The 23581-nt window shown below is 36.0% G+C and carries 25 protein-coding genes and 3 pseudogenes; 4 read left to right on the top strand and 24 right to left on the bottom strand.

Going from position 1 to position 23581, the window contains the following annotated elements; translation table 11 throughout:
- Window positions 1-172 precede the first annotated feature (172 nt).
- Genes K1I67_RS08345 through K1I67_RS08380 form a run of 8 tightly spaced genes read right to left on the bottom strand, consistent with a single transcriptional unit; the run spans window position 173 to window position 5505 of the window.
- Window positions 173-1189: a hypothetical protein gene (locus K1I67_RS08345; protein ID WP_223339572.1), complete on the bottom strand. Its 1017-nt coding sequence runs from the start codon at window positions 1187-1189 to the stop codon at window positions 173-175.
- Complete coding sequence (locus tag K1I67_RS08350; RefSeq protein ID WP_223339573.1) at window positions 1182-1649, bottom strand: hypothetical protein; 468 nt, start codon at window positions 1647-1649, stop codon at window positions 1182-1184. The genes K1I67_RS08345 and K1I67_RS08350 overlap by 8 nt, the downstream gene beginning before the upstream one ends.
- 43 nt (window positions 1650-1692) lie before the next feature.
- On the bottom strand, window positions 1693-2487 hold the full coding sequence (locus K1I67_RS08355; RefSeq protein ID WP_223339574.1) for a DUF4261 domain-containing protein: 795 nt from the start codon (window positions 2485-2487) through the stop codon (window positions 1693-1695).
- A 46-nt stretch (window positions 2488-2533) separates the two neighbouring features.
- Entirely contained in the window at window positions 2534-3031 is a 498-nt protein-coding gene (locus K1I67_RS08360) for a hypothetical protein (protein ID WP_223339575.1), read from the bottom strand.
- Between the two features lie 10 nt (window positions 3032-3041).
- Entirely contained in the window at window positions 3042-3596 is a 555-nt protein-coding gene (locus tag K1I67_RS08365; RefSeq protein ID WP_223339576.1) for a hypothetical protein, read from the bottom strand.
- Window positions 3597-3613: 17 nt separating this feature from the next.
- Window positions 3614-4096 (bottom strand): hypothetical protein, encoded by a 483-nt coding sequence (locus K1I67_RS08370; protein ID WP_223339577.1) that lies wholly within the window; start codon window positions 4094-4096, stop codon window positions 3614-3616.
- An 18-nt stretch (window positions 4097-4114) separates the two neighbouring features.
- A complete protein-coding gene (locus K1I67_RS08375; protein ID WP_223339578.1) occupies window positions 4115-4966 on the bottom strand; it encodes a CbrC family protein in 852 nt (283 codons plus the stop codon).
- A 32-nt stretch (window positions 4967-4998) separates the two neighbouring features.
- Entirely contained in the window at window positions 4999-5505 is a 507-nt protein-coding gene (locus K1I67_RS08380; protein WP_223339579.1) for a YfbM family protein, read from the bottom strand.
- 121 nt (window positions 5506-5626) lie between these two features.
- Here K1I67_RS08380 and K1I67_RS08385 point away from each other — a divergent pair.
- Window positions 5627-6646: pseudogene (locus K1I67_RS08385) on the top strand (hypothetical protein).
- A gap of 30 nt (window positions 6647-6676) precedes the next feature.
- Here K1I67_RS08385 and K1I67_RS08390 read toward each other — a convergent pair.
- The 3 genes from K1I67_RS08390 to K1I67_RS08400 form a co-directional block, all read right to left on the bottom strand.
- Entirely contained in the window at window positions 6677-7483 is an 807-nt protein-coding gene (locus tag K1I67_RS08390) for a hypothetical protein (protein ID WP_195227694.1), read from the bottom strand.
- 48 nt (window positions 7484-7531) lie between these two features.
- Window positions 7532-7726: a hypothetical protein gene (locus tag K1I67_RS08395; RefSeq protein ID WP_195227693.1), complete on the bottom strand. Its 195-nt coding sequence runs from the start codon at window positions 7724-7726 to the stop codon at window positions 7532-7534.
- 169 nt (window positions 7727-7895) lie between these two features.
- Window positions 7896-8462, bottom strand: coding sequence for a hypothetical protein (locus tag K1I67_RS08400; RefSeq protein ID WP_223339592.1), 567 nt, complete (start codon window positions 8460-8462; stop codon window positions 7896-7898).
- 356 nt (window positions 8463-8818) lie between these two features.
- Between K1I67_RS08400 and K1I67_RS08405 the strand changes: the two genes are divergently transcribed.
- Genes K1I67_RS08405 through K1I67_RS08415 form a run of 3 tightly spaced genes read left to right on the top strand, consistent with a single transcriptional unit; the run spans window position 8819 to window position 11147 of the window.
- Window positions 8819-9622 (top strand): MerR family transcriptional regulator, encoded by an 804-nt coding sequence (locus K1I67_RS08405; protein WP_223339580.1) that lies wholly within the window; start codon window positions 8819-8821, stop codon window positions 9620-9622.
- Window positions 9619-10434, top strand: a complete 816-nt coding sequence (locus K1I67_RS08410; protein ID WP_049517746.1) for an ABC transporter ATP-binding protein — start codon at window positions 9619-9621, stop codon at window positions 10432-10434. Before K1I67_RS08405 ends, K1I67_RS08410 begins: the two co-directional genes overlap by 4 nt.
- Window positions 10431-11147, top strand: a complete 717-nt coding sequence (locus K1I67_RS08415) for an ABC transporter permease (protein WP_223339581.1) — start codon at window positions 10431-10433, stop codon at window positions 11145-11147. The genes K1I67_RS08410 and K1I67_RS08415 overlap by 4 nt, the downstream gene beginning before the upstream one ends.
- A gap of 104 nt (window positions 11148-11251) precedes the next feature.
- Here K1I67_RS08415 and K1I67_RS08420 read toward each other — a convergent pair whose 3' ends face one another.
- The 13 genes and pseudogenes from K1I67_RS08420 to K1I67_RS08475 form a co-directional block, all read right to left on the bottom strand.
- Entirely contained in the window at window positions 11252-12106 is an 855-nt protein-coding gene (locus K1I67_RS08420) for an ADP-ribosylglycohydrolase family protein (RefSeq protein WP_223339582.1), read from the bottom strand.
- A 33-nt stretch (window positions 12107-12139) separates the two neighbouring features.
- A pseudogene (locus tag K1I67_RS08425) lies at window positions 12140-12361 on the bottom strand (hypothetical protein); the annotation flags it as partial.
- Window positions 12362-12488: 127 nt separating this feature from the next.
- On the bottom strand, window positions 12489-13982 hold the full coding sequence (locus tag K1I67_RS08430; RefSeq protein ID WP_223339583.1) for a class I SAM-dependent DNA methyltransferase: 1494 nt from the start codon (window positions 13980-13982) through the stop codon (window positions 12489-12491).
- Between the two features lie 2 nt (window positions 13983-13984).
- Window positions 13985-15157 (bottom strand): restriction endonuclease subunit S, encoded by a 1173-nt coding sequence (locus tag K1I67_RS08435; RefSeq protein WP_223339584.1) that lies wholly within the window; start codon window positions 15155-15157, stop codon window positions 13985-13987.
- 2 nt (window positions 15158-15159) lie between these two features.
- Window positions 15160-17901 carry a type I restriction endonuclease subunit R gene (locus tag K1I67_RS08440; protein ID WP_223339585.1) on the bottom strand — a complete coding sequence of 914 codons (2742 nt, stop codon included), beginning with the start codon at window positions 17899-17901 and terminating at the stop codon, window positions 15160-15162.
- A gap of 229 nt (window positions 17902-18130) precedes the next feature.
- Window positions 18131-19138, bottom strand: a complete 1008-nt coding sequence (locus K1I67_RS08445) for a hypothetical protein (RefSeq protein WP_223339586.1) — start codon at window positions 19136-19138, stop codon at window positions 18131-18133.
- A 199-nt stretch (window positions 19139-19337) separates the two neighbouring features.
- Window positions 19338-19553, bottom strand: coding sequence for a hypothetical protein (locus K1I67_RS08450; RefSeq protein ID WP_223339587.1), 216 nt, complete (start codon window positions 19551-19553; stop codon window positions 19338-19340).
- A gap of 410 nt (window positions 19554-19963) precedes the next feature.
- Window positions 19964-20041 (bottom strand): annotated as a pseudogene (locus K1I67_RS10165) (CPBP family intramembrane glutamic endopeptidase); the annotation flags it as partial.
- Window positions 20042-20083: 42 nt separating this feature from the next.
- Entirely contained in the window at window positions 20084-20575 is a 492-nt protein-coding gene (locus K1I67_RS08455; RefSeq protein WP_223339588.1) for a phosphoribosylanthranilate isomerase, read from the bottom strand.
- A gap of 88 nt (window positions 20576-20663) precedes the next feature.
- Window positions 20664-21416, bottom strand: coding sequence for a CPBP family intramembrane glutamic endopeptidase (locus tag K1I67_RS08460; RefSeq protein ID WP_223339589.1), 753 nt, complete (start codon window positions 21414-21416; stop codon window positions 20664-20666).
- Window positions 21417-21775: 359 nt separating this feature from the next.
- On the bottom strand, window positions 21776-22090 hold the full coding sequence (locus tag K1I67_RS08465; RefSeq protein ID WP_006153684.1) for a TfoX/Sxy family protein: 315 nt from the start codon (window positions 22088-22090) through the stop codon (window positions 21776-21778).
- Window positions 22091-22154: 64 nt separating this feature from the next.
- Window positions 22155-22583: a VOC family protein gene (locus K1I67_RS08470; protein WP_223339590.1), complete on the bottom strand. Its 429-nt coding sequence runs from the start codon at window positions 22581-22583 to the stop codon at window positions 22155-22157.
- 26 nt (window positions 22584-22609) lie between these two features.
- The gene (locus K1I67_RS08475) at window positions 22610-23227 is read right to left on the bottom strand and encodes a DNA alkylation repair protein (protein WP_223339591.1); all 618 of its coding nucleotides are present in this window, start codon (window positions 23225-23227) and stop codon (window positions 22610-22612) included.
- Window positions 23228-23581: the final 354 nt, after the last annotated feature.

Genomic DNA, 23581 nt, shown 5'->3' on the forward strand with positions numbered 1-23581 from the left:
CTATACTGTTTTTTGCAACTCTAGTATATCAGATGAACATGTCTTTTGTGTTGCACTTCATTTTACAACAGGGCAAATCGTTTTAAATTTAAATCAAAAAACAAAAAAAGAAACTAAATAAATTAGTTTCTTTTAATGAATCATAAGCATAATCAACTATTCAAAATCCTATCTAGTCATCTCGTGCTACTTGAACAGCTAGCTCAAAATCAGTCATCAAGTAATTTTCATCCAGACGGATGAGACTATAATACTCATTCCAAAATAGAGAGTCACTGTTGCTGGACCACTTTAATCCATACCACAATTGAGTGACATCACTTGTATGTGATGGGGGAATTGACCATAGATGCTTTTTAAAAGTTTCTTGAACAAGAGAAACATCCAGTCGAGTAGTCAAGTCAAGTTCATCTAATTTGAGAGTGATAGAATGTTTTTTAGCTGCCTCAATACTTTCCTTGTTAAATCGAACCTGAATAATCTTAGAATCTTCTAAAGCCACATTCTGGTCCTCAGCGCCGTAAAAGGAAATACTCCCCAGTACTATTCCATCTTTTGCTAGGAGATAGGGAGCGTAAGGAACAGCATTGCTATCCAGTCTGAAGCCTTTTTCGATGGTAACTGTTTTATTGCCTGAATACCTTTGGAAACTGCCATCTGTCAGGAGCTCTTCGTAGTCGCTAGCACCATCGCTCTGTCTTACATAGATGTCAAAACCAGCATCCATCAGCTCACTGGCTTTAGTTTCTGCCAAAGTGATTTTACTTTCATTAATTTGCAAAATTGGTGCTTGAGGTGGCAAACCAATCGTGAGATTAAACATGACTCCTACCAGAAAGACCATAAAGGTTATAAGGAGGGCAAGTAAAGACTTTCCAGTCCTTTTTTTTGCATTGAAAAGAGCCATTATAGCTGGGAGGAGGATCATTTTGGCTAAAATAGAATTCCCAACACCACCTCTATTTAAGGTCTGAAAAGCAAAGACGCCTGCAATAGCAATCAGGGACAGGTAGACCAAAATCTCACCTAGACCCAGCTTTTCAGTTCGAGTTTGTTGGTTTACAGGCGTTTCGTACAATGACTGCCCATTCTCTTTCCTCTTTTTTAGAAAGAGATAAAAGCCCAGACCGAGTAGCAGATTAAAGATTGCAAAAACTATTAAAGTACCTATTATCGCCGTTCTAGCCATGGCTCTCTACTCCTTTATGTTCTCTCTCAAATCTTATCTTTCTCTTTAGTACCCAATTCCCAATCAATAAAACCAGCAAGAAGAAGGGGCCGCCTTCTATCAGTACAATCGGTAAAGCCAGTATAGCAATTATCAAAAAACTAGCTTTCTTTTGACGCCAACTACCGCCCCATTCTCCGTTTATCAGTCCACCCAAATAGTCGATGTAGTCAGTAAACCAAGTCAATAAAAGATTTTGAAAATCATTGAGCCTTAGGTAAATGAACAAAGCAGAATTTAGCAAAACATAAAGAATTCCAAGGACTAGAATAATCTTTTGACTAGTTCGAGTAGCCTCTAGAAGGATTTTTTCTCTCTTCTCTGACTCTATTTCCTTGAGACTTGGGTCCTTACAAGAGAGTTTTTCAAATCTATAGGCCAGAAATCGGTAGAGATAATACTTTTTTATATCACACTTCATAAAATCCCCAATCTAAGAAGGACACTCAATTATAAATCATGGTCTAAACATCTAATTTCAAGGAATTGCCTTCCAAATAGACTGCTTTTGACTCAGTGATCTTGATTTTTTGATCTTCTGAAAAGCCAATGGTTTCACCGTCCTTTAAGGTGACATCACTGCCTAAAACATACTGAAGAATAGACAAGAGGAAATAATATAAGTCATCGCTATTCATAGGAGACTCGATAATTTCAATCTCAGTTTTTCCAAACTCTTTTAAACCATAAGTGTAAATGCTAGTTTTATCTCCCTGGTTGATAATTCCCATATAAATCCAGAGTTGAAGGGGAAGCATTTCTTCTTTCAAAAGGTCAGCCAGGTCTAGATAAAGATCTTTGGGCAAGAGCAAGGTGGTAGAACCCTGATAAATACCAATAGCTGATTGACTAGTTTTTAGAATAGAGGCATTGACTTTAGTTAATAAGGAATAAGTTTCTACTGGCGAAAAATTGTCAGACAAAATAGAAACAATGGCGTGTTGTGTGTGCTCCTGTGTTTCCTTCTCAACATCCTGCCAGAGGTAAGAATAGGCATACAATTCGTCAAATTCTTGACTTGGGATAGGAAGATCCATTAATGCCAAAGCAACGAGAGCACCATCAATCACAAAGGTTGCACTAGAATCATCCCCAGAAACTACAGAAATTTCAAGTCCCCAGTGAGATTTCAATTCTTGAACAACCTGATCTAGAGAATAGGCCTGCTTGCCTTTGAAGAGGGGCATGGACAAGGTAAGGATCTTTTTCTTCTCTGTATTCTCTTTTTTACCAGTAAATAGTTTTTTCAAAAAATTCATAGGACTTCTCCTTTTTTATATCAGTTGGGAAGCAAAGCTATCTTGCTCAAAGTGAATCGAGATACCAAGTTTCCTCATCCTCAAAACTGTAAAATTTCTGGTCAAGCAACCAATTCCCATCTACCAATCTAAGTATAAACTGATGCTTCATTTCTAAAGCTTCTTGATAATGGGTGATGACTCTTGCTTCTTCAGCTTTTGTCATGATAAAATCGACAGAAAAATCATTCGTTCGAACATAGTTATACTCACTTGGGGAGCCATAAGAATTTCGAACTCCTCCTTCCAAGTATTTTTGAGTCACTCGTCCAGTTAGAAGTTGCATTTGCCTCTGAAAATAGTCATCCATAAGTTCATTCCACAAAGGATGAAGCTGATTTGATGGGATGCCAAGGCCTTCTTTTTCCTTATCCAGTGCTCTGTTACGCTCAAAAATTTCCTCTTCTAACAAGGTTAAACTTTTAAGGATATCAAGCAATGGTGTAATGATTATTTCTGCTAGAGTTTGATATTTTTCAGGGGTATTTTTATAGTTCACTCTCATAATAAGCCTCTTAATCATCTTGGATTAATTGCTTTAATTCTAGGTCTGAAAGAAAGCCTTCAATGTAAAGTTTCCTAAGTAAATCTTTATCTACGGTAATTTCATAATAGTCAGTCACAAACTCATGAAATCTCTCAAAGCTATCAAAGAGGTAAGATAGCAACCATTCTCCGCCATCCTGATCTTGGTAAGTGTGTTGATGCGCTTGACCGTCATACCAGATAAAAAAGGTTGTTTCATCTTTTTGATCTTCGGAATAAAGTGAGAGATACTTCTCATCCAGTCCTTTATAAAAACTATCAATGACGTCCTGATTCCACTCGTCAACAGCAAACTGGCTTAAACTACTTTCATGATCAAAGCCTTTTATAAGGATCATTTTATCAGTCAAAATCACTTCCAAAGAATCACCAGAGCCATTGTCAATAAGGTAGCGGAGTCCATAGTCTTCCTCAGTCTTAATCACGAGTCTGAGCCAATCCTCACTCGGATCGGTCAGATACTCATCAATGATCAGCAAGGCATCTAAGCGAGTCTTTATCTTGTCCCAATCAATCTTTCTCATCTCTAAAAACCTCCGTCTTATCCTTGCGATTTATCAAGATCACAAGCCCTATAGCGAGCTGTTAGATAGCCCGATAAACTAATCTGAGGGATATTCCACTCATTAGGCAAATAAATTGAACAATCTACCTGATCACCTAGAGAATAACTTGCTGAAAAGACATATCTTCCCAAATCCTCATTATTAGAATTTCTTTCAACTTGACTCAATCTACTAGTATTGAACCAGCCTTTGAACAGTAACCAGATTTGCTCGGCATCTTCGTTTAATAGGGAGACTTTCAAGTTGTAGCTGATTCCGACTCTACATCTTTTTTTGAATCCTAACTCATCAGCCTTACAAACCTTTATCGATCCCTTATCATGCTGCCAGTTATCACTATCTAATCGCGGAAATTGAACAGATAGATTGTCTTTAAATCCCTGCATATTATCTAATAAATCTTTGGAGGCAGCTTCGAATACTTCTAGTTCTTCCATAGTCTTCTCTTTAATTTTCATAGCGAATCACAATCCGATTTAATCTGCATCAACCCAGATCTGGTATTTTTGACAATGTAGACATCTAAACAAATAACCACAGATAGGCCCGTCTTTGACCAAGTAGTCTTCTACCTCTTGATATTCTTCACGCGCTTCATAGTCTGCCAAGACTTGCTCAGCGATTCCCATATCCTTCAATTCTCGAGTTCCAACTGTACCCAAGTAAGCACAATAATCTTGGCAACAAGAAAGCCAATATTCTCCCTGCCAACTAGAGTAGCCAGGGGTCTGGCAAAAAAGCAGCTGATCTTTTTCTGGATCCAATTCACCCTGCCACTCGGCATCTTGGATAAATTCTGCATCGAATTTTTTAGCTGCTTGACCGTTTGCAATGCACATTGGGCAAAGGTATTCTATATCCTCGATACTATAAGGTATCAAGGCATAATAAATGTTGCTTTCTTTCCCACAAGAGGGACAAAGCTTGGCTTCTCCTTCAACAAATGAACCTGTAGCTAAGGGATCTGGATGGTAGATAAAATGTGGCAAAGACTGTGATAGCTCCTGTCTCTCCTTCTTCTCTTCTTTTCTTAGAGGACGAGGAAGGGCAAAACGATCGCCATGACTCTGACTCATTTCTTGTAAACGACTCAGTTTCTTTATCTGTTTTCGATCAGGTTTGTCTAAGATTTCGGTAAATAAGCTATAGGCACTAGTGTAGAGACCCAATTGTTCATAGAGGTCAACTAAGACTTTTTTAGCTTCTAAATCCTCAGACTTAGCTAATTCATCAGCCAAATCATAGAGTGCCGCAACACTTGAAGGCTTTCCATCTTGGTCCAGGTATTGCTTTTTTAATGTAATGTATTTTTCTAGAAATGGATTCATGGGACTACCTTTCTAATGGATGACATAAAATCTTAACAAATAGTAACTAAGACATTTCCATTGAGTTCCAGAATCTTTTTGTAAAACTCTTTCATATTTACAAAGCAGGTTAAAATGTCATCCTTGATTTCTTCCTCTTCCTCAAGATAATCCCAAATATTAGGATACAAGTCGGCTTTCTTACAAGCTTCCATACTAAAGTCAGCCATAGCTCTTTCCATGTCAAAACTTTCTAAAGCTTCTACAATCTCGGCTATCTTGTTTTTTTCAGTATAGGCGATATATTCAGATACATCCTCTAGAGGAGTCCCCCCTAAGACTGCTTCTCTCAAGGGATTGTCGTCCAAAAATTCTGAACTACTAAATCCTGTCATGACAAAGACCAAGGCATCCCACATTTTGTCGATATCCAGAAAAATTTCAAATTCCTCTGTATAATCCTCCGCCGTGTCCATCAAGTCTTCTTCATCATTAGAAAGTAGTTTTATTTGTTTTAATTTATCGTCCGGTAAATATTGATAATTGGCAATCATTCCCATGATTTTACTCCTTTGAATCAGTTAGTATCATACGGATGTTTTTAGCTCTATTTCCCTAGAAAATGCTATAATGGAGCTAACAAAATTGTTCTCTAGCAATTGAAAAACGGGGGAAGTAGTCATGCTCACTAGTATTGTTTTGGGTTTTTATGCTCTTTTCTTTCTATCCTTGTCCTTTACTATCTATCTCTATATTAGACTTGTAGTTTCGGTTAAAAAAGGCAAAGACATTCCCAAATGGATTTATAAACTTGGCCATGCTGTTCAAGGAAGAATTCACGTTGACTATGAAGAAATCACTGATTCTAATGCCCTTAAAGAGATTCATTGGTTCTTGCTAATCTATTTAATCGTAAATCTACTCGTATTGGCTGTCTTCTACTATCATGGTAATAGCTTTCCTCAAGCCATTTATGAATGTTTGAAAAAACAATTTTTTATCGTACTTGTTAGTATGATTTTAAAAAGTATTATCAAATTTATCGTATTAGCTATAAGAAAAAACTTTCAAAACAGTCATGCCTATGCATCAACCAACGCTTTTATAGGAACAGCTTTTTTAACGAGTTATGTGTTTATGTTTTGCATCATGATGAGCGGCCTTCCAGCGCAACCTATTCCAGTAACCATTCAAGATACTTCTGTCATTATCGGTGAGAGCAAGGCTTCCGAGCTTTTAGACCAAGGCTTTAGCTTCGAAGATAAAAGTCCAGAGAGTCCCATCACCAATCCCAAAAACGACCACTTCTATTACGGTCAGCTTCTCGAAGTCAAGCGGGATGATCAGTCCTATGGCTTTATGAGCCTTACTCCCACAGGTAAAGATACTGATCAACTCAAAAACTGCGTCGTCACCTATTACAGAACGCCCAAGGATACTCGTCAGTTGCAGGAAATTTCTATCAATCATGTCAGTTTAGCAAATCTCAAGCTCCAAGACTTTCAAACACGAAAATTAATCGATATCTTTCAACTAAATCCGGCTGATTATAGTGTCTCTGACACAGATGCCAACTTTATCCTAACCATCCAAACAGCAGATTACGACCTCTGAAAAAGATATCGGATTGAAGCCAAGTTCAATTCAGATGGTTCCCTAGATAGTTATGGTGTCAGGGCCCAGCATAGTCAATGGGAATGATTGACCATTTCCCCTTTTATTACATAAGCGTTAAACTGGAAAAATATCTTCGACAAGTTTATAGGTTTCGATGAATCGAAGGCCAGAGGAACCTTTATCTCTAGTGATTTCTTCATAAATATCTTCTAAATTTTGGGCAGGTGCTAGCATCCAAAGACTAAAAAGTCTAAGTTTCACCTGTCCAATTTTTTCAATATTTTCTAATAATTGCCCTAAATCTTTGTGATTGAACCAGCAATCTGTAACGAGAGCAAACTTTGTATTGTCCATCTTACAGGAGATTTGACTGGTCAAAAAATCATCGATGGTGGGCTTTTTTGTCTGTAAGAGGCGCGTGCAAGCCAGATGATACTCAAGCTTTCTAGGACTCTGATCAACCATCGATACAAAGATAAGACCATACTGGTCTTTGAACTTAACAGCAAGGAGATCCCCTTCTTCAAAATAAGGTTTACGTTTAGTTTTGGCTTTAGTGACCTTTAGAGGTCTAGGATTTTCAGTTTGCAAATGGATAGCAAGTTTATCCAAGACCTTTTGCCTTTGCTTCAAAGCCTTTGAATCTATTTCCAACCAAAATGGATCAGCCCCTTTTTTGATAAGCTCCAAGGTTTTATCTCTGATATCGTCTGTCAGGTGACCAATCTTCCACAGTGAGTAGGCAAGAGCAGTCCAATAAATTTCTGTAAAAAAGTCTGTTTGACAGTAATCTTTTTCCGCATCGAGAATATCCTTGATGATATTCGCTACATGTTCACCGTCTCTATAGCGACCAACTACTTCATTGTAAATGTCATAACCTTGATCACTGTCAATGATTTTAACGCCATCAATAGCCATTCTCAACTCCTAATGCTCAATCGACATCTTATCGATAACTCTCAAAACTTATTTAATCTTATGCTTGTTCATTTTCTCTTGGAAAATATCTGTTAGAATTTGTCGCAATTCTTGAGCTTCCTTTTCAGGAAGTTGGCCTTCTTGTTCAGCTACAGCATACAAGTCTGGATACTCGAGCGAGATTCTCTTAACAGTACGTGTAATGGCATGTTTTCTAACAAAAAATGGAATTCGTTTAATCATATCTTGAGGAATTAAGGCGATAATCTTATTTTACAAGATAGGTTTTCCTGATTTCCATTTTCATGATAGATATTTCTCCTTAAGAAGCTAGATAGTGCTAGATGTTTCTCTTTACTGCTCAATCCGTCTACTCAAGCAGTTGCATACACTCACAAAGAACTTTGTTTGACTATTGAATATCTTCCATCGCTTCTTTCACATATTCTTCGATATCTTCAATCTCTACAAACAGCGGGTCTAAGTGGCATAAGAAGCGCCAATCTTCGGTGCCGCGTTTTCTGTAGAGAATCGCTTCGCCGTCTTCACTTCCGAAAAAGCTTCTGTCAACTTCATACCCTTTGTTTTCTAGGAATACTTTTGCCTTGCGGAAGTTTGCTTCTCGTGCTTTGACATAAGCTTTCACTTCATCGTTATTCACGACATATGCATCTACTTTTGTAGCTCCTTCGATCATTTTATCGTTTTTAACGGATAGATTCGAAATTTCTTTCCAAATAATGTCCACATTTTCCTCAGAATTAAACGAAAATCTAGATAAAGGGACAATATTTCCATTGAAGACAATCTCCATATAATCCGGTAGATTTTTTGGATTAAAATACTCCACATCAAAACTATCTTCTTTTTCTAAAGTATATCCCGGGATTTGCGCTACAAAGGCTCTTCCCTCTTCTAAAGAATCAAACACGACTAAATCTTTTGAATAATTGTTTTGGTAAAATTCTAATAGATACATCATTAATCCTTTCAATATTTAGATAGAAGATAGTTTTTTAGCAAACTAATATACTCAACACGTGAGGATAGAGATTCAAGCATTATTTTTACTAAATAGGATTGATTGCTAAAAATTTCACCAGCTTACCTCCTCTTGTCTCATCCTCAATTATAACACGTTTCCACTCACATATCAGATATTTATTATTGGACCAAATAACCTTTTGAAATATAAAACAAGCTCACCAATTCATCAAGTCTATATTTTTTATGAGATTCTTCATTAATGCTAAAAGATTTACAGTTTAAATTTTATTAAAAATCCTTGTTTATGACCTTACGTCATGATGTATAATAGGTATGAGGAGGTGGGTAATGATGGCTAAATATAGAGCAATTCCGGAAGGATTTATGACAGTTGGGGAACTTGCTAAGAAAATGGGCGTTACCATCCGTACTCTACAATATTACGATAAAGAGGGGCTACTTTCCCCATCGACAGAAAGTGAGGGAGGTCGCAGGCTTTATACCGATAAAGATATAGTGCTACTCCATCAGATTCTATCTTTAAAATCACTGGGCTTTTCTCTCAAGGATATAAAGAGGCGTTTGATCTCTTTAAAAACACCTGATGATGTTGCTAAAGCTCTTACGGAGCAGGCAGATGTTCTTCGTAAAAATATAGAGCAACTTAAGGATTCTTTGATCGCAATAGAGCAGTTAAAGGTAGAAGTTTTACAAATACAAACGGTCAATTTTAAGAAATATGCAGACATTATTGTCAATCTACAGATGAAGAATGACTCCTACTCTCTCATTAAGCGCTTTGATGATGATACGCTCGACCAGATACGCAGTCGATTTGACAAGAAAAGCGGACAAGACTTTATAGACAGGTTGAACCACCTAAGTGATCAAATCGTGGAGCTTCAAAAAGAAAAAGTGCCAGTTGAAAGCGAACAAAGCCAACAAGTTGTGCAAGAATACTGGAGCTTGATTATGGAGTTTACAAATGGTGATATGAGCATGCTTCCTAAGTTGATGGAGGTCGGGAATATTGGCATCGCTACAAACGCTTGGGAAGAAAAACAAAAAATCGTCAATGATTATTTAGGACCTGCTTTACAAGTCTATTTTTCAAGACTTGGAACCAATCCCCTTGAGGAGGTAGAACCATGAAAGACGCAATAGAGGTTTCTGGATTAAAGAAAAGTTATGGTAGCAATATGGTTCTTAGAGGTCTCGATTTTCAAATCAAACAAGGAGAAATCTTTGCTTTGCTCGGAGTGAACGGAGCTGGTAAAACAACCACGCTTGAATGTATCGAAGGTCTGAAAAAATATGACGAAGGCACTATCGTTGTAAACGGGAAAACCGGAATTCAACTACAGTCCTCCTCTCTACCCGCCCACATCAAACCAATGGAAGCCATAAAGCTCTTTGCAAAATGGAATCATACATACATTGATGATGCTATGCTAAAGGCCCTTGGCATAAAAGAAATGAAGGAGTCGCAATACATAGAATTATCCACCGGTCAAAAAAGAAGATTACATCTTGCTCTTGCACTTATCAGTAATCCGGATATTATTTTTCTCGATGAACCGACAGCGGGACTTGATGTTGAAGGAAGACTATCCCTCCATGAACAAATCCGAAAGCTCAAATCACAGGGCAAGACAATTGTTTTGGCAAGCCACGATATGGCCGAAGTTGAAACCTTATGTGACCGCATTGCTATTTTGAATAGTGGAAAGATTGTCTTTTGTGGTACTCCTTCAGAACTGACAGACAGGTTGGGAAGAAAATATTTCATCCATTTAAAGACCCGGGACGGAGAGGAATCTTTTGAAACAGATACGATCGAGGACACTTTGATTTCATTATTGGAAGAATGCAAACAGAAACATATCCATGTATTGGATATTAAGGTGGATCGTGGCACACTGGAGCAGCATTTCATCGAAATGGCAAGGAGGGGATCGGAATGAAAGGATTCTTATATAGCCTAGCATTACAGTGGAAATTGGACATACGAAGTAAGTCTCTCTTGGTTACTTACTATATTGTACCGCTTATTTTCTTTCTTCTCATGGGTGGTATTTTTACTTCCGTTATGCCTGAAATGGGTAGTACACTCATACAGTCAATGATTGTCATGAGTGTTTCCATGGGGGCCTTTCTCGGCTTACCGCCTTCCTTGATTGAAACATACGGAAGCGACATAATAAAGATTTATAAAGCAAATGGTGTGCCTATTCACTTAGGATTGGTGACCATGGTTCTCTCTGCCTTTGTTCATTTGATAATGACCTGCATAGTGATCCTACTACTTGCTCCAATTTTATTTAAAGCAAGTCTACCGAATCAACTTCCCCTATTCTTTCTCGCACTGGTCATCTACATTTTCGTATCGTTAAGTATCGGAAGTATACTGGGCCTTACTGTAAAAAATCAAGCAAAGCTTACCATGATAGCGCAACTTGTATTTTTACCCTCAATTATGCTCTCAGGAATCATGTTTCCTAGCAACTTACTACCTGATTTTCTTCAAGGAATCGGGCGTCTTTTCCCAGCCTTTTGGGGATACCGCTTGATGCTAGATCATGGTTTTGGTCTTGAAAATCTTTGGTATCTGATTCTTGTATCCTGTATCTCAGTAATGACTTGTATCCTCCTCTTGAATCAGCAAAAATCTAACTAGGTGCCTGAATAAATCCATGGCAACATTAACTTTTAAACAAAAGCGACGAGATTGTTACTTATCCCGTCGCTTTAGTGTTTTTGGTTGTTTTTATCTAATCTCTGTTATGTTATTGAAACTTCTTGCTCCCAGCGTCTCAGGATATCCTTTAAGGGTTCATCAAGATAGGTATAGGTCTTATCCTTAATCCAATCAGGAATACCATATGCGGCCTCTGCTATACTCCCGGTAATGGCAGCAAGAGTATCACTATCCCCACCAAGAGAGATGGCATTTCGAATAGCATCTTCAAAATCTGTACTTTCAAGAAAAGCAATGATGGCTTGAGGTACCGTATCCTGACAGGTTTCATTGAAATGATAAGTAGGACGAATGTCATCTAGAGACTGAGAGAGATTGTAGCCATACTCTTTCTCTATATATTCCCTGATGCGTTTTTTACACTCTGTAGGATGATCATTGATTGGTTGCTCGTAGTCGCCACAGTAGCCTCCAAAGTAATAACGACACAGAAAGATAGCATCAGACGTCGCCATTGCCCCTTTGACACCCTCTGGATGATTATGAGTCACCTCTGCAGAAATTCTCGCAAGATTTCTACTAGATGGCCAAGTACCTGTTCTTGCAAAGAAACCACAATCCATGATCCAAGCACAAGGAGAAACACGCATGGCAGAGCCATTTCCAAAGCTATTATAAGGGGAACAATCATTGCTTTGAATCCATATATTAAACCTAGCCCCGTACCCAGCATCGAGATAAATTCTACCATATTTCTTCATGGCATCAATAAAGTCATCCTTCTGACCACCGTTCATGATGGCTTCAGCAACAGCACAGGTCATAACCGTATCGTCAGTGAAAAAACAATCCTCACGAAATAATGGAAAATCTTTCGTTTTAATATTGCCCCATTCGTAAACAGAACCTACAATGTCTCCTACTATTGCTCCAAGCATAAGATACCTCCTTTTATGGTTTTCTTCAATTCCTTACATCAAGCCTTCCAGCTCTTCCTTCACATATCCTTCTATATCTTCAATCTCTAAAAAGGATGGGTCCAAGTGCTACAAGAAGTGCCAATCTTCGCCGCCTATTTTTCTGTAGACAATCTCTTCGCCATCTTAACTTCCAAAATAGCTCCGATCGACTTCATACCCTATACTTTCTAAGAACACTTTTGCCTTGCGGAAGTTTGCTTCTCTTATTTTGATAGGCGTAAAAACAAGAACAGCTCAAGCCCACATTCGCTTTTCTATATGTTTAGTATATCATTTTTAAAGAAATAATGACTCGAAAAAAGCATCACCAAATACTCGGCAATGCTCGTAAGTTTTAAACTTAATTATTCTCCAATTGTGCTTGCAACTCTTTAATGCTATCTAGAGCACTCTGTAAATTATCGATGATATCTCCTGCCAATTCATCTGGTGATGGAAGATTATCTAGATCAGCTAGAGACTTATCTTTAATCCAGAAGATATCCAAGCTTGTCTTGTCGCGAGACATAATTTCAGCTAAGCTAAATCGCCTGAAACGGCCATAAGGGTTACTTTCTGACCAAGTTTCAGTCCGATTATGACGATTAGAGGGATTATAGCATTGGATAAAATCTTGCAAATCGGCATCAGTCATTGGATTTTTCTTAAGTGTAAAATGTACATTCGTTCTCAAATCATATACCCAAACCTCTTTCGTTTGAGCTTCTGGACTTGCTGGTTTCTTATCAAAAAACAGAACATTCGCTTTTACACCAGGACGGTAAAAGATACCTGTTGGCAATCTCAAAATAGTATGTAAATCAGTTGTTTCAAGCAACTTTTTACGGATAATTTCACCTGCTCCACCCTCAAACAATACATTATCAGGTAAGACAACTGCTGCTTTACCGGTTGACTTCAGAATCGTGTTGATATGCTGAATAAAGTTCAGCTGTTTATTGGAACTTCTCGTCCAAAAATCTTGACGATTATAAATAAGTTCTTCTTCTTCTTGCTCTCCGTCTTCATTCGTGAAAGTAAGTGAAGATTTTTTACCAAATGGTGGGTTAGTAAGGACATAATCTACACGATAACCTGGATCGAGTAACAAAGCATCTCCTAAGGTTACTGGCGCTTCTGTATAGATGTCACCGATATTATGTAAATATAAATTCATCAAAGCCGTTTTGAAGGTCGCACCGACAATTTCATTTCCATAGAATGTCTTATCTTTCAAAAATTCTTTCTGTTCTCGATCAAGCGTATAATTACTTGGGTCAGAAATATAGGATTGTGAAGCAAGGAAAAATCCACCACTACCACAACATGGGTCTGCAATAGTTTTCATTGGCTCTGGTGCTACACATCGGACCATTGCATTGATAACAGGACGTGGTGTAAAGTATTGACCTGCACCACTCTTTTGGTCTTCCGCATTTCGTTGCAAAAGTCCTTCATATATTTCACCTTTTACATCACTCGACATAGCTACCCAAGTTTCATTATCAATCATCTGAACGATGCGATAAAGGATAGCTGCATTTGTGATTTTATTGGTAGCTCCCTTGAATATTTGACCGAGCATGCCTGGCTTCTCACCAAGTTCCTCCAAGGTACTTTTATACTGTGTCTCTAACTCTGCACCCTTTGCATTTTTGAGCTCTTTCCAAGTATAACCAGCTGGAACTCCAGTATCTCGGTTATATAGTGGATTTGAATACTCATCAGCCATCTTCAAAAAAAGCAGATAAGTTAATTGTTCCAAATAATCCCCGTGAGTTACTCCGTCATCTCGAAGGGGATTGCACATCGCCCAAACTTTAGAAATAATTGAGCTTGAATTTCCAGTTGCCATTATTAGAGTTTCCCTTCAAAGGCTTGTTTCAGTATGCTTTGACGCATAGCAGATGCTTGTTGTAAGGCATCATTTACAGTCTTTTCAATATTTTCATATGCCGATAATCTTGAATCAATTGCATAGATTATTTGATCTTGTATTTCCTTTTTGAAGTATGGTACTTTTATTTTCTTTATTTCTTGTGCATTAACGTTGTTTACACCACTAGTTGACTTAGAAACATTTTCAATATATCTCCTAGCGTCATAGGAAGATAAGTACCTTAACAAATATTTAGGCGACAATTTTTCGTGGTCACTAATACGAATTCGTATTAAATATCCAGCAAATAATCCTGATACATCCTGTTCTCGTACCATTGCGGCTGTTCCGACTATAGAGGGACTGCCATTAGAACGAATAATTAGAATATCACCGTATTTTAACGATAATTTTTCAATTTCATCCTCGTCAAATTTCGCATATTTCAAGTCTGATCTATCTAATGTTCCTGTGGATGCATCTATATTAGGTATTCTATAAACCTCTGTATAAGCTTCAATATCATTTTGATAATCGCATTTTTTTGAAGTTCCATATCTTGGATGTTCAATAAAAGAAGCTAGTTCTTTAATTTCAGGATCACCATTATTGGTTAGTTTTCCGTCAAATGCATTCTTTAATACAGCTTGTTTATACACTTCTAGCTGTGCTTTTGTCGCGTTCAAAGTCTCCACAGCATTATCAAGATCAGAGAATAGTTCCTCAATTTTTGCAACAATGCGTTCTTGTTCTTCTATAGAAGGGTAGGAAATCTCATAATTTGTGAAATTAGACATCCTAACATATTTAACTGTTGATCCAAATTTTTTCTGATCATTAAAATTACGCCAGTATAATTGCATATGATAAAACAAGTACTTTGGTAAGATCGTTATATCATTCAAAACGTATGTACGTTGATATGCATCAAACTCACCATCATAATAGAAAACTAATCCAATATCTCCATTTCCAGGAACTATAACAGATTCTCCTGTAAATGAATATGTATCACACATTGAATATTGATTAGAACATGTATAGAATCGATACTTTCCTTCTTTATTAGCGTGATTTGCATCGTGTTTACCTGTTTTTATTGTGCATATATCTGGTAATTTAGCTTTTGTATATTTCATATTTTTTACCATTCTTACGCCACCAATTCTACATTCATTTCATATAATATATTTTTATAGTTATCACCAAATGCCTCATAGAAACCAATTAATCCACCTTTTCGATCGAATGGAGTGTAATCAAAGTCTTCTTCTAAAATACTTAAAGAAGAAATAATGTGTTCCTTAATCAAACGCAACCATTCCATCTGGTCTTCTGTGAATTGCAAATACCCTGCATTCTTTTTAAAGGTCCAGTCCTTAAAGTTTTGGTTCACACAGTCTGCAAAGGGCGACAATTCAGTTACTACTCCCATTTCATAACGAATTAATGAAATCAAATCCGTGATTTGTGCCATTGTGCTACGTTTTTTCACTTTTTCAACATCTTTAGTCGCGTACGCTTCCCAAACTCGATCCACAGTTAAGTTTTTCTGTTGTAATGTCTCATACAAAGCTTTCAATTGCTGGATAACCATTGGTCTATCTTTATAGGATTCGTTGTAAATGATGCGCAATGCAATAATCTCATCCTTATTCTCCTCAATAAATTCACGGAAAGTAAGAATGGTTTTGCTGACATTTTCATCTTTTTGTGAATCATATCCAGCAAACAAGACTGAATCAATATTCACACTATCAATTATTTGCGTATGGTTCTTATGGACATTCTCAATAAAATCTCGAGCATCTGGGTTAAAGAATGGATCAGTCGCTTCTCTCAGCAAAGATTTTTGAGCTTTTTTGATTTCTTTTTCATTTGGTGCGTCCGAACTAGCCAACTCTTGTGCTCGCTCAAAAATAGTATCTTCATCATGGGCGTGTAATAAATTGTAAGCTATATCACGCGCTGAAGCACCCACGATTACAACAAAATCTTTCTGCTCCTTCTTGGTCAATCTCTTATCCAGTCTTGTAATGCGTTCTGCCAGTGAATTCAACGTGTCTTCACTATCATCACCTAAAGCAACATTCAGCATCAACTCTTTAAGAGAAATACCCAATTTTCGCTCAAATGACTTTGTTTCTATTTTCTTAGAATTCGTAACACCTACCGCATCTACAATAACAAAGTGATCCTTGCTTTCAGTAGCTGACGGAGAAACTTTTTTTAAGTCTTCCAAGCTCAGTGTACGTGTGCCACGACCAACCATTTGTTCATAGAAGTTTTTACTTCTTACGTCACGCATGAAAATCAAACACTCAAGTGGTTTGATATCTGTTCCTGTAGCAATCATATTCACTGTGACTGCAATACGAGGATAGAAGTCATTTCGAAAAGAGGTCAATACCGTATCCGCATCCTTGGCAGCATGGGTAATTTTCTTACAGAATTCATTCCCTTCTCCGAATTCTTCACGAACAATATTGATAATATCATCTGCATGACTATCCGTCTTAGCAAAAATCAGCGTTTTAGGAACTTCTTTTCGATACGGAAAAAGTTCAGTCTCTAACTTTTCCTTAAATGTTCTAATGACTGTACGAATTTGACTTGGATTTACGACACTTTTATCTAACGTACTTTTATCATACTCGATGTCTTCATCCATCTCCGCCCAGCGTTTTTTCCGACTCTTACGTTCACGATACTCAATATATCTCTTCAGAATCTGACCACCTTTTTGAGTAACCTCTGTATCAATATGGTAAATGTCCTCCCCAACATTGACACCATCAATAATGGCTTGTTCACGTCTGTACTCACTGACTAGATTTTCATTAAAGAAAGCAAAAGTTCTTTTATCTGGTGTAGCAGTCAAACCAATTAAAAAGGCATCGAAATAAGTTAAAACCTGTTGCCAAACATTATAAATCGAGCGATGGCACTCATCAATAATGATACAATCGAAAAACTCTGGAGGGTATTTTTCATTATAAACAACCTCTTTAGGTGTTTTGCTATCTGCGGTAACATACGTTTCCAATGACTCTTCTTCATCAGCATCATCCAAATCTTCTTCTTTTAGAATGGAATACATCCGCTGTACCGTACTAATACATACTTGGACATCATTTGGTATGTAAGAACTTGATAGACGCTTAACACCGTATAATTGAGAGAAACTTCTTGGATCATCATTTGGTTTATAGGCAAGAAATTCTGATTCAGCTTGCTCGCCTAGACCTTTAGTATCCACAAGAAAAAGGATACGTTTCATTTTTCCATATTTCAAGAGACGGTAGGCTTGTGTAATTGCAGTAAAAGTTTTACCTGCTCCTGTTGCCATTTGAACCAAAGCACGAGGTTTGTTTTCTGCAAAAGATTGGTTTAGATTAGTAATCGCAGTAACCTGACAATCACGAAAACCTGTCTCATCAAACTCTGGGACCCTTTTCAAGTTATTCCGTACGGTATCATCTTGTTCTAGCAACTCTTCCAAAAATTCAGGTCTATGAAAAGAAAATACTTCACGAGAGCGATATTTCTCATCTTTATAATCCGTAAAACGAATTATTAAATCTGTTGCTTCATAGGCAAAACGAATCTCAGGTGATTTTTTGATTCTCTTAAATTCACTCTCTGCATAGCGCTTAGATTGATTTTCAACAACAGTAATATTTTCGCCTTCATCTGTAGGTTTTGCTTCTACTACCCCAACAGCTTCACCATCAATAAAAAGGACATAATCTACTGGTCCTGTATCCGTTGCAAATTCTTGAACGGCAACTCCCAATGAAGCCCGCGGATTTAATTCCTCCATTTTTTGAAGTGTCCATCCAGCTTCTTCTAATTTTTTATCAATAATAATTCTAGCTTCTTGTTCTGGTGTCATTTCTCATTCTCCTGAAGCTCAAAAAGAGCTTTCATTCAAAATTGTTGAAGGACTAATAGGATTCCTTTATGGTGAAAGCATAAAGGAAGGGTACCCTTCCTTTATGGTGAAAGCATAAAGGAAGGGTACCCTTCGCAATTTTTTATTTAAGTATATTATATCATTTCAAAACTATTTTTTCTATTAAGCCGACATCGGATAAAGCAATAATACAACTGATTTTTCGAGACTAATAATCAATTAAAACATCATCAAATTCTAATAATCCATCCGAAATAAATAATAAGGTATTGAATACTTTTAAAAATTGTAATTCTGAAATTTCCTTATCCCAACGACCATGTCCAATCATATGTCGATTAGGTTCATCAAGTGTAAACATTTCCGTATATTGAAAAAAATTATATAGCCATTTAAATAAACCAAAATAGGTCAAGGAATGTTTTTCTATTTTATCCTCTATCCCCTTTACAGCTCTATATCCGACTATATTTCTCTTTCTGCTTGTACCATCTTCTATGCTTAACTCTTCAGCTATTCTGTTTACAGCACCGTCGATAGCTAATGTAGCAAGAGTATAAGCTGCGTAATAATTTTTGCACTTGTAACAGTCATACATTGAATCAATCAGATAAGAAGAATACCAATGGCACTTACTTAGTTTCTCAATTGTATCTTTGTTATCTAAGTCCCTTTTAAGTAATTCTACCCACTCGTTTTCAATTTCAGATATATCAGCAGATTTCAAACGCTCGAATGTATTACCTACAAAGTAATATACGACCCATCCCTTATCTGCTGTTTTCTCAATATGAAATTTTATATCTTCATATTCTTCATCTGTATAAGGTTTTGGAATTTTTTGGACTATCTCACCTAACCAAGAAATAATATCAGCATAATTTATCTGAGTAGTTTCGACAATCCTTTTAGCAGATTCAGAAATTACATGGATTGATTTTAAAGTTTGAGGTAAGATATCTTTATTGTAAACAACCGAGGCTTTACTCAATGATTCACCTAAAACAATTGCCATTTTAGACAATTGTGAATTGTAGTGATAAGAAATTTTAGCAATATCTTTATAAGCAGATAACTCCATAAGTGTCTTAACACTATTTGAAACACCTTCTACTTGAGGAGTTAATGATATAGTTGGATTTTCAACCGTTACGTCTTCAAATGTTTTTTTATCATCAATAACGTCGTCTTGATTAACTTCTTTATTTTTATCCATAAATCAATTATATCATCTGATAATAAAAAATTCCCACTAAGAAAATACTTAATGGAGATAGTTTATAAACTTAAATCATCCCAAACTAAGCCAAAGCATCTTTGATTGCTTCTTCTTTTTCAGGGGGACGAGTTGGAACACGTTGATCGCCTTCCTCCTTGCTTGATTTGTTGAAATTATCACGTTCAATCAAGCCAAACTATCGTTTCACTTGTGCAATGTAAAAACTAGAAACCTTAAAACCATATTTCTTCAAAACATGGTCTTTGATTTCTGGATAAGTCGCATCCTTTCTGATGGAAAGTGACTCAATATCTTCTTCATTAATTTCAAGTTTGATATGGTTGTCGACATCCAGTTTGGACAATAGCGCAACATGATGCGTTTGTGGACTCAAAAGGTAAGGGGAGTTCAAAGCTCCAGTGGAGCTTTGAAGCATCTCGCCTTGAAATGTAAAAGCGAGATGTTTAGCTACGTTTTACCAATAAACTCACACAATCAGCGGTTCGCTGTTACCGTATCGTTACGTCGTAAACTCCTTACTCTACGACAGCTATTGCATGGACGGACCATCTGCTTCTACTTCGCTGATACCTCAGCTCGCACAAGCAGCGCCACACACTCGACATGTGGTAATATTCTGCTTTTATACTAATAAACAAAAAGCAATAAAAATCATTTTAAAATGATACTGTGGAACGGAAAGATTATCATCACTTCCAAAAGAAACGACATCCACAACTCCACTTAAAATTACAATTGATAATTCTCTAACATTAATCATCTAATTAACAAATCGTTATTTTCAATAATGGATAAGCTGATCTAAAATTTAAAATCCTTTTCTTTACTAATTCTATTACTAGCCAATATAGTATAAATTAAATAACCAATAAAAATAACATAGCAGTCAGTCTTACAACTTACTACTTTTCATATGATAATTTACAAATGTTTTTCCAGCCACTCGATCTTTTTAAAATCCTTATTGTTATTTTGTTCATTTCGATAGGAGTCTTGAGAAGAAGCTTTGTAAATACTTAGATACTGCTCCAGACTTGGAAGACGAAAAGTGATGCTTTCAATGTGAATAAGCTCTATATTCGATTCCGAAACTCCTGCAAAATCAAGTAAGGAATCGATACTTCCAAATTCAACACTCACTCTATTCTTTTGGAATTCATGCTCATGAATATCTATTAAGACGTAGCCTAAGTCTTTCATCACTTTCATTATCTTTTCCCAGTCATAAATTCTGAGATGATCAGGTGCTTCCCAACCTCTAGGGTCACCAGGCACATGAATGTCAATGTCAGACGGCCCCCAATTTTCTTTCGTTCTATACTCCAATCCCAAAGACCCCATCAGTGTCGGTGTAATTCCGACTCGATTTAAATGGAAACAAATGGTTTTAAATTCTTCAAATAAGAGACTCATGTTTACTCTAAACCTTTCATATAAATCTTCGTTATTTCTACTTTATTCCCTTGAACAAAATCATCTTCATTTTCTAGAGTATATCCAGTTATTTTGGATATAAATTCTTTTCCTTACTAATTCTATTACTCGCCAATATTGTATAAATTAAATAAGCAATAAAAATGATAATAAAAATAACATTAATTTTTAACACAAAATAGAGATTTAACAAATTTGCGAACGCATGAAATAATATACAGTATCCCACAGATTTCGTTTGACGGTAAAGAAGCCCTAAAACAAAACTTAAAAATAATGTATATATAAAAAATAAAATAAAAGGAAATCCTTGATGACTTTCTCCAACTATAAACCATAAAGGTAGATGCCATATTCCCCAAATTGATCCAACAATCAAATTAGATTGCCAATAAGTATATTTTTTATCAAGTAACGGCTGTAATATTCCTCTCCATCCTAATTCTTCATGTCCACCACCAAAAAAAATTAGTTGTATAAAGAATAATGGCATCAGATAAATTGGTACTTCATTTAATTCTAAGGAAGATACAGAAAATAGTATCAAAATTGCTAACAAATGAATAATGAAATAAATACTACTATTTTCTTTCTTACTAAATAGAAAATGTTTAAATTTTATATTATTCTTTTTCAAATAAAAGCCACTAGCAATAGCTGGACCAAGTGCACCTACTATATGTAACATTCTCCCTATAAATGTTTCTAATCCCGAAATATGAGATTGAGTAAAGATGGCAAGAATCCCCCAAGCTATATAAGTAATTCCAAATGTACAATAAAGATAATTTTTTAAATTCTTTTTGTCAATTTCTGTCATTTTATCTTCCTTATTTTGATTATTTTATATGTAATATTTGTTGCTGCTTCTTAGTTGTTGTCGATTATAACTACCTATATTCTATCACAAAAACACAAATAAAGCCTTACAATCAAGGCTTTTCATTATTGATTCATACCAAGCTTTCTATCTAGGCTTTTACCAACAAGCTCACGCACTCAACGTGTCGTGATAGCAAACTTCTATATTATAGAACGAAAGGGATAGAGTTAATGTTTAAACTTTAGAATGAAAATATTTTTTCTTTTCTTACCCTACAGTATCCGTACAAATTTTATAGGCTTCATCTCATAAAAACTTGTACCTTGCTAAATTCAACAAACTGAAGCTTGTTTGTCTCATTTAGCTTTCTTGGGTTTCTTTTCTGGCAGTTCCGCATACATACCTTTCAGTAGTTCAGTAATCAAATCCATATCCTCAAATCTGTCGAATGCATACATCAATGTCTTTGAACCCTCATACGGATAACGCAATTCTGAGTCTGCAAGAAGTTTGTCCGATGTCGGCGTTCTCTTTAAAAATAGTTCATTATCGCAAATGTCACCTATAAGCTTACCGTTAAAATATATAAGATATCCGCCCATCATGGATCTTATGACAATATCACCTGCTGCGGAAAAAATCTCACGAACAAATTCATTAAATTCATTCACTACGATTACCTCCTTCAAAATCAAATATTCCGTACTTTATGGCATACTCTTTCCCTATTTATCCTCAAAATTTCAGCAATCCATTTTCATCAAATTGAAAATTCGGTCCCCATGAAACTTCCCAATAGTATCCATCTAAATCCGAAAAATATGCGTGATATCCACCCCAAAAAACTTCCTGTGGCTCTTTTACAATTTTTCCACCTGCTTTTCTTACTAATGCAATTACAGTCTCTACATCTTCTTTATGTTCAACATTGTAGGCTAATGTAATTCCTGAAAATCCATTCCCTTTTGGTGGATTATTTTCATCAATATCTTTTGCTAATTGTTCCAAAGGAAATAGTTCAAACTTTGTTCCCGGAGTATCAAAAAAGCATACTGACGGATTATTTTCTCTGCAACCAGTCTTATATCCTAAACCATCTCTATAAAACTTTATTGACCTTTTCATATCTTTCACACCTAAACAAATACAAGTAATCTTGTTCATCGTAACCTCCTATGAATTCTTATTTGTCATACAATCAATTTACTTGCCAACTTGTAAACTTGTTTTATCTCTTTACTTTCTAATTTCCAGCTATCAAGCTCAATTTTAATCAACTCCGGGAATTTCTTACTAATATCCCTTAAAGCATTTCCAACTGATTTTCTCACATATTCGCTTGCATCTTCTTTTAATGCTGCAATTCGTCTGATAGCTTCGTTTGGATTATCCTTGAAATATGGTCTACTCGTCCATATTCTCAAGCCTTCTGTAACAGCTCTTCGGACATTTGGATTATTATTTTTTAGCCAGTCGTCAATAATCGGAAGGGATTTTTCATAACCTGTTTGCTTACAAAATTCATCAAATGCTTTTGCTAATACTTCTTGAACTCTCCAATTATCATCTTTTGAAACTTCATCCCTCATAAATCTCAAAATTTCTTCATCTGATGATAAATAACCAAAGAGAAATACACTGAACATTCTAACTTGGTATACATTTGATTTAAAGGCTAAAAATGCTAATTCTTTATTATATGCATTGTCGTTTGATTGATAATCAACAAGTGCTCTCTTCTCTTCTTCTTTAAACCCATTTTCTATTAAAGAGAATTCTTTTTCCAAGCTTAAAACATATTCTTTCATGTAACTTCGGTTCCTCATAGAATTTTAATTAGTTTTCGATTTTTGGTTCAAGTTTATTTAAATAATTTTTTATCTCATGAACTAATCTTAATATTGTTTACATCCTTTTCATCTCCTGCAGGGTTAGACCAATAACCAAAACACAATCTTTTTCAGATGTTGAGTTATCAAATTCAAAGCCTCTAACCCCAAGTTTTGGATCTTTCTTTATTACATCTAAAGCACCTTTTGTTTTTTTATAAACTCATTAATTGTTGAACTATTTGTCATAATTATAAGATTCTGTCAATAATTTTGTGTAAACACTCAAGTAAAGTTGCGGAGTGTTAATCAAATAAGCTTTCAAGTGTGTCA

The sequence above is a fragment of the Streptococcus infantis genome, from assembly GCF_019929575.1.
GTDB lineage: Bacteria > Bacillota > Bacilli > Lactobacillales > Streptococcaceae > Streptococcus > Streptococcus infantis_L.

Excerpts from the sequence above, each read along its gene's own strand:
- K1I67_RS08420 (WP_223339582.1), bottom strand. The coding sequence starts at position 12,106 with ATGCTTGGAGCAATAGTAGGAGACATTGTAGGTTCTGTTTACGAATGG.
- K1I67_RS08355 (WP_223339574.1), bottom strand. The coding sequence starts at position 2,487 with ATGAATTTTTTGAAAAAACTATTTACTGGTAAAAAAGAGAATACAGAG.
- K1I67_RS08365 (WP_223339576.1), bottom strand. The coding sequence starts at position 3,596 with ATGAGAAAGATTGATTGGGACAAGATAAAGACTCGCTTAGATGCCTTG.
- K1I67_RS08405 (WP_223339580.1), top strand. The coding sequence starts at position 8,819 with ATGATGGCTAAATATAGAGCAATTCCGGAAGGATTTATGACAGTTGGG.
- K1I67_RS08455 (WP_223339588.1), bottom strand. The coding sequence starts at position 20,575 with ATGAGTCTCTTATTTGAAGAATTTAAAACCATTTGTTTCCATTTAAAT.
- K1I67_RS08375 (WP_223339578.1), bottom strand. The coding sequence starts at position 4,966 with ATGAATCCATTTCTAGAAAAATACATTACATTAAAAAAGCAATACCTG.
- K1I67_RS08435 (WP_223339584.1), bottom strand. The coding sequence starts at position 15,157 with ATGGTAAAAAATATGAAATATACAAAAGCTAAATTACCAGATATATGC.
- K1I67_RS08395 (WP_195227693.1), bottom strand. The coding sequence starts at position 7,726 with ATGATTAAACGAATTCCATTTTTTGTTAGAAAACATGCCATTACACGT.
- K1I67_RS08415 (WP_223339581.1), top strand. The coding sequence starts at position 10,431 with ATGAAAGGATTCTTATATAGCCTAGCATTACAGTGGAAATTGGACATA.
- K1I67_RS08445 (WP_223339586.1), bottom strand. The coding sequence starts at position 19,138 with ATGGATAAAAATAAAGAAGTTAATCAAGACGACGTTATTGATGATAAA.
- K1I67_RS08370 (WP_223339577.1), bottom strand. The coding sequence starts at position 4,096 with ATGAAAATTAAAGAGAAGACTATGGAAGAACTAGAAGTATTCGAAGCT.
- K1I67_RS08430 (WP_223339583.1), bottom strand. The coding sequence starts at position 13,982 with ATGGCAACTGGAAATTCAAGCTCAATTATTTCTAAAGTTTGGGCGATG.
- K1I67_RS08360 (WP_223339575.1), bottom strand. The coding sequence starts at position 3,031 with ATGAGAGTGAACTATAAAAATACCCCTGAAAAATATCAAACTCTAGCA.
- K1I67_RS08440 (WP_223339585.1), bottom strand. The coding sequence starts at position 17,901 with ATGACACCAGAACAAGAAGCTAGAATTATTATTGATAAAAAATTAGAA.
- K1I67_RS08380 (WP_223339579.1), bottom strand. The coding sequence starts at position 5,505 with ATGGGAATGATTGCCAATTATCAATATTTACCGGACGATAAATTAAAA.
- K1I67_RS08475 (WP_223339591.1), bottom strand. The coding sequence starts at position 23,227 with ATGAAAGAATATGTTTTAAGCTTGGAAAAAGAATTCTCTTTAATAGAA.
- K1I67_RS08390 (WP_195227694.1), bottom strand. The coding sequence starts at position 7,483 with ATGGCTATTGATGGCGTTAAAATCATTGACAGTGATCAAGGTTATGAC.
- K1I67_RS08350 (WP_223339573.1), bottom strand. The coding sequence starts at position 1,649 with ATGAAGTGTGATATAAAAAAGTATTATCTCTACCGATTTCTGGCCTAT.
- K1I67_RS08470 (WP_223339590.1), bottom strand. The coding sequence starts at position 22,583 with ATGAACAAGATTACTTGTATTTGTTTAGGTGTGAAAGATATGAAAAGG.
- K1I67_RS08410 (WP_049517746.1), top strand. The coding sequence starts at position 9,619 with ATGAAAGACGCAATAGAGGTTTCTGGATTAAAGAAAAGTTATGGTAGC.
- K1I67_RS08400 (WP_223339592.1), bottom strand. The coding sequence starts at position 8,462 with ATGTATCTATTAGAATTTTACCAAAACAATTATTCAAAAGATTTAGTC.
- K1I67_RS08345 (WP_223339572.1), bottom strand. The coding sequence starts at position 1,189 with ATGGCTAGAACGGCGATAATAGGTACTTTAATAGTTTTTGCAATCTTT.
- K1I67_RS08460 (WP_223339589.1), bottom strand. The coding sequence starts at position 21,416 with ATGACAGAAATTGACAAAAAGAATTTAAAAAATTATCTTTATTGTACA.